Here is a 589-nt window from a genome sequence, read left to right as displayed (position 1 = left end):
GTTAACCCTTCAAGTAACCAAATTAATTGCCTAGGTGTAATTTGCATGGTCTCATCTTCTGGACCTTGCGGCCAGTTAAATGTACCGTTTTCGAGTCTTCGATAGTAGAGCCAAAAGCCATTATGATCCCAGTGAAGGATTTTTATTCGGTCCTGTTGGCGATTACAGAAAATAAAAAGGTTCGAAGAAAAAGGATCTAATTCAAAAGTTTCTTGTACACGAGCTGCTAGACCGTCCATTGAAAGACGCATGTCAGTTGAGCCGTGTGCGAGGAAAACACCTTTCACCCCCTCGAGATTAATTCGCATCTTTTAACACCTCCACAATCTCCAATAGAAGTGTTCGATCGAATCCCGGAGGGACCTCTATATATAAACCATTTACATGAACATTCATAGAAGAGGACGGCAACTCCATTGTAATAGCTGACCAAGTATTGGGTTTTCCAGTTCCATAAACTTCTTCTGGATAAAGTCTTCTTCTAGCGTTCACTAGTTGATAATAGGTGACTTCATCTTGCCCCCTGATCCATTCTGACATGGTCATACCGCTATCCTTCCACTGTTCAATAATCTCAATCCAGCGAGCA

The 589-nt window shown here is 41.9% G+C and carries 2 protein-coding genes; both read right to left on the bottom strand.

Annotated elements, in window-relative coordinates; all coding sequences use genetic code 11:
* The coding region (gene tnpB / locus NRI27_RS17990; RefSeq protein WP_371391908.1) for an IS66 family insertion sequence element accessory protein TnpB at window positions 1-308 on the bottom strand (308 nt) is incomplete at its 3' end.
* On the bottom strand, window positions 298-589 hold a 292-nt coding region (gene tnpA / locus NRI27_RS17985; protein ID WP_371391907.1), incomplete at its 5' end, for an IS66 family insertion sequence element accessory protein TnpA. The genes tnpB and tnpA, both read right to left, overlap by 11 nt.

Origin of the sequence: Sporosarcina sp. OR05, assembly GCF_041414805.1 — a bacterium.
GTDB classification, from domain to species: Bacteria; Bacillota; Bacilli; order Bacillales_A; family Planococcaceae; genus Sporosarcina; species Sporosarcina saromensis.
The sequence above is the reverse complement of the archived record's forward strand: the minus strand, read 5'-3'. Positions and strand labels throughout refer to the sequence as shown.